The following is a 4,140-nucleotide window of genomic DNA, read 5'->3' as shown; positions in this document are numbered from 1 at the left end:
TAAGGCTTCAGGTGAAAGTATAGCGATGGCTTTCGACGATTTTCTAAATCGTAACTTATGTTTTCTTTTGAAAATAATTAAAAGCAAAAACTTCGCGATCTTACTTGGTAATTGATAGGTAAATACCTGTCAGCACGACCGCAAAGGCGATCGCATCCATCAGGCTAATGGTCTGCGAAAACGCCACTAGCGCCAGCCCTGCGGAGATTATCGGCACCGCCAGCAGCACCACCGACACCACACCCGCCGAAAACCGCTTGAGGCTATAGGTAATCAGCCCGTGGCCACCCATTTGCGTCACCAGCGCCAGCCCCACGACGGCCGCCGCGCTCGTTCCGCTTGGGGGCAGGGGCGATTCGCCTTGGAGCAGCACAGTGGGCAGCAGCAGCAGACTGCCGATTGCACATTCGCCCATTGCCAGCAGGGGCACCGAAAAGCGCGATCGCAACTGTTCCATAATCAAAATTTCGGTGGCAAACAGCAGCGCCACGCCCAGGGCCGCCGCATCCCCCCATAGGCTGTTGTCGCCGCCGCCAAAGTCGTCGATGCCGATGGCGATCGCCCCGACCACCGCCACCATCATGCCAATCAAAAATCGCCTGCTAAACTGCCGCCCCAGCACCAGCCATGCGCCCAGCGTGGTGAAAAGCGGCATCATGTGGGTAAACAGCGAGGCTTTGGCAACGCTGGTCTGGGTAAACGACCAGGCCAGCAGCACCAGCGACAGCGCAAAGCAAACGCCCGCCGCCAGCAGCAGCAGCCAGTCCGAAACTTTTGGTGGATTGGTCTTACGAAATTCTGGAATCAAATCAGGCTGGCGCAATGCCTGAATGCCGTTTAGCGCAGCAAAGACGATCGCCGCGATGATCAGACGATTGAGGGCGATCGCGTTGGGACTCATCTCGCGCCCCGCCGTCACAAAAAAGATAGAGCCAATGGAAATGCCAAATAGGGCCAGCCCCAGCGCTGCGGCCGCCTGCCAGTCTGCGGGGCTGCTTTGTCCGGCCTGGCCCGCCGAAGACTCGGCCGCGGCCTGCCATTCTAGCTCCGTCCAGCCAACTTCCAAACCTGCCGCCAAATCGGTCATTTGCGGCTCCAGATTTTGTTCTGCGTTACTCAAAGTTGCCCGACCGCTTGCTGCCTGCCTAAACCTTACGTTTGACTTCTGCACTATAACTTTTGCAACTTCTGCACTATAGAGCAATTCGCCTCAGGAAATTGTGCGCGTTGCTCAGGAATCGAGCATCACCGACTCATCGGGAATCACCGGGTCGTATTGTCGGCAGCCTTCGCAGGGGCCCGACGGGTTGATGGCGCAGCGGAGGTAGCGCGATCGCGCGTTGTAGCGACAGGTAAAGTCTCCAATCAGCAGCCCGATGCCTTCGATGTAGCGCAGGTCTGGCGTGGGCTGGAGGGCGGGGAGTCCTCGATGGGCGATCGCTTCTAGCGCATGGCGCAGTCGCTCTTGAGCCTGGGCATCGGCTTGGCGCATGATCCAGAGCGACACCAGCGAGGGGGTGAGTCCAATCATCAAAATGAGCAGCGCAACCATCACAGCACAGTGTTTGCAAAAACCGATGCAAAAACCGAGTGGTAAAACCGAGTTTTCTTCATGCTAATGCCAGATGGGGCAAAAGGCAGAGGGCAGAAACAGCAACGGGCAGGGAGAATCGAGCGGGCGATCGCTCTTTATCTCACTGCCCATCACCAAAGCTTGCGGCATCACAAGCCATAGCCAGGCGACTTCAATCCAAAGCAGCCTGCTTCTTGGTACATAGAGCCAACTTAATGGCTCCGCCCAAGAGGATGTTTGAATAGTCCTACTGTTTGTAGCAAAGCGTGCAAGATCCCCCCAAATTCCCCTAAAAAGGGGGACCTTAAGGCGGTTTTCCCCCTTGTTAAGGGGGCTAGGGGGGATCTCTGAGTGCTTAACATTACAGGCGATACCTTTTCAAACACCCTCTAAGGAAACCTTCTATTATTCCTAGATTATTCGATTGATTCGATTAGTTGTCGTAGACGCGGCACTCTGCGGCTTCGGGGTTGTCGTCGCAATATTGCTCCAGCGAAGTCTTCTCTACTTCCTTGTCGCGCTGGTGGGAGGCTTCTGCCTGGAGTTCCTCAACCGCATCCCAGGCGGCAGCGCACTCGGCAGATCCGTCGCCCTTGAGTTCACAGACTTCGCGAGCTTCTTGGCGCTCTTGTTGAATTTTGGCTTGGATATCGCTCATAGATTTCAGTGGCTCTAAAGTTGCAAATTTGATTCTAAGGTTCGAGCTTCAAGCTCTACTAACAAGCTCCACTAAGGAGCATAGGAAACATCTAATCTGAGAGACATCTAATCTGAGACGGATCTGAGCAGCAGCGCTCAGAACAGGCATCTCGGTAGAAGGCATCCAGACAGATCGTGCGAGGAACCTCTCGGTAGCAGGCCGGTATCCTTTTTCTTAGAGTACCCTGAGGACGGGAGCCGTCAAGAGAATGGCGGGAATGTCTTAAGGTCTTAAGGCAAGGGGTCTGTCTACCTAAAGTTGGAATCAAACAGGTTTTTGTCTCGTCTCCATGCTAGCAAGCGATCGCCCTTTCCCGTGGGTCGAGATATCCCGACTGTCCCATTCGGCACTACCATTTTTCTATGAGTAGCTAGTTGTCACTGATACGAGGGGGAACTGCCCGTGGCTGACACGATGCGATGGGTCAATGCATTATCCACGCGCCCGTCTCTAGAAGCGGCAGTGCGAGAAGTGGTAGCGCGATCGCAGGCGCAGTTGGGTTCCCCTGCCGATCTGGGATTGGTCTTTATCTCATCCACCTTTGCCAGCGAATATCCCCGCCTGTTGCCCCTCCTGAGTGAGGCGCTAGATCTGCCTGTGCTGGTGGGCTGTGGCGGCGGCGGCATTGTGGGAATGGCCGGCGACCCGATCCAGGAAATCCGGGAAATCGAAGGCGAAACCGCCCTCAGCCTCACCCTCGCCCGCCTGCCAGGAGTCAAGCTCCACGCCTTTCACCTGTCTGCGGAAGACCTGCCCGACCTGGATAGCCCGCCTGATGCCTGGGCTGAGTTGGTCGGCGTTGATCCAGCCGAACAGCCCAACTTTATCCTGATGGCGGAACCGGTGTTTTCTAGCATCAACGACCTGCTGCAAGGGCTGGACTATGCCTATCCGGGCGCAATCAAAGTGGGCGGTCTGACAGACGGCAGCGGCATGGGGCATGGCAACCTGTTTTGCAACGGCAAGCTCTACCGAGACGGCGTGGTGGGCGTGGCGCTGAGCGGCAACCTGGTGATGGAAACCATTGTGGCGCAAGGCTGTCGCCCCATTGGGCAGCCGTTTCGCGTGGTAGAGGGCGATCGCAATATTATGATCAAGATTGCGCCAGAAGCCGCCCAACCTGGTTCCACCTCCGACAGCACGCCACTAGAGGCGCTGCAAGAGCTACTGCAAGACCTCAGCGAAGAAGACCGGGAGCTGGCCCAGCATTCGCTGTTCGTCGGCATTGCCCAGAGCGAGTTCAAGCAGCAGCTCGAGCAGGGCGATTTTTTAATTCGCAATTTGCTGGGGGTCGATCCCCGCGCTGGGGCAGTGGCCATTGGCGATCGCGTCCGTCCCGGTCAGCGCATCCAGTTTCACCTGCGCGATGCCGATGCCTCGGCGACAGACCTGGAAACCCTGCTGCGCCGCTACCAGGCCCAGTCTGGGCAAACGTCTGCTGCCGGAGCGCTAATGTTCTCCTGCTTGGGGCGCGGCGAAGGGTATGGCAAGCCGAACTTCGACTCCACCCTGTTCCGACGCTACATCACCCACGCGCCCGTCAGCGGCTTTTTCTGCAATGGCGAAATCGGCCCCGTCGGCAGCACAACGTTTCTGCACGGCTATACATCGGTGTTTGGCATTTGCCGCGCTCGGCAGGTGTGAGGGGGAGGGGGTTGGAAGGTTGTGGGGGCCGTGTAAGTGGGGACAGTATAAGGGGCTTGGGTTTTGGGTTTTGGGTTTTGGATTTTGGATTGCTGATCGAGAGTGTTCCTTAAGCGCTATTCAGGAGAACTGGGGTAAGCGGCTTTGTCAGCCTGCCGCTTCCTCACAAATCCGCGCAAACGCTTCTGCTGGGCTGGGGGCAGCGGTGATTGGGCGACCGATC

At 57.0% G+C, this 4,140-nt stretch carries 4 protein-coding genes; 1 reads left to right on the top strand and 3 read right to left on the bottom strand.

Annotated elements, in window-relative coordinates; translation table 11 throughout:
* Positions 1-100: 100 nt before the first annotated feature.
* The 3 genes from IGS51_RS08810 to IGS51_RS08800 all read right to left on the bottom strand — a co-directional run bounded on the left by IGS51_RS08810 (position 101) and on the right by IGS51_RS08800 (position 2,231).
* Entirely contained in the window at positions 101-1,120 is a 1,020-nt protein-coding gene (locus IGS51_RS08810; RefSeq protein WP_297078058.1) for a DMT family transporter, read from the bottom strand.
* A 111-nt stretch (positions 1,121-1,231) separates the two neighbouring features.
* A complete protein-coding gene (locus IGS51_RS08805; RefSeq protein WP_297078057.1) occupies positions 1,232-1,552 on the bottom strand; it encodes a DUF6464 family protein in 321 nt (106 codons plus the stop codon).
* Positions 1,553-2,006: 454 nt separating this feature from the next.
* Positions 2,007-2,231, bottom strand: a complete 225-nt coding sequence (locus IGS51_RS08800; protein WP_205369972.1) for a Calvin cycle protein CP12 — start codon at positions 2,229-2,231, stop codon at positions 2,007-2,009.
* 444 nt (positions 2,232-2,675) lie between these two features.
* Between IGS51_RS08800 and IGS51_RS08795 the strand changes: the two genes are divergently transcribed.
* The gene (locus IGS51_RS08795) at positions 2,676-3,917 is read left to right on the top strand and encodes an FIST C-terminal domain-containing protein (protein WP_367279295.1); all 1,242 of its coding nucleotides are present in this window, start codon (positions 2,676-2,678) and stop codon (positions 3,915-3,917) included.
* Positions 3,918-4,140 lie beyond the last annotated feature (223 nt).

Source organism: Thermoleptolyngbya sp. M55_K2018_002 (assembly GCF_015295965.1).
In the GTDB taxonomy this organism is placed as follows: Bacteria; Cyanobacteriota; Cyanobacteriia; order Elainellales; family Elainellaceae; genus Thermoleptolyngbya; species Thermoleptolyngbya sichuanensis.
Note: the sequence above shows the minus strand (reverse complement) of the source record. Positions and strands in the feature narration are given on the sequence as shown.

Bases quoted from the DNA above. Each gene is read 5' to 3' on its own strand.
- IGS51_RS08805 (WP_297078057.1), bottom strand. From the start codon at position 1,552: ATGGTTGCGCTGCTCATTTTGATGATTGGACTCACCCCCTCGCTGGTG.
- IGS51_RS08800 (WP_205369972.1), bottom strand. From the start codon at position 2,231: ATGAGCGATATCCAAGCCAAAATTCAACAAGAGCGCCAAGAAGCTCGC.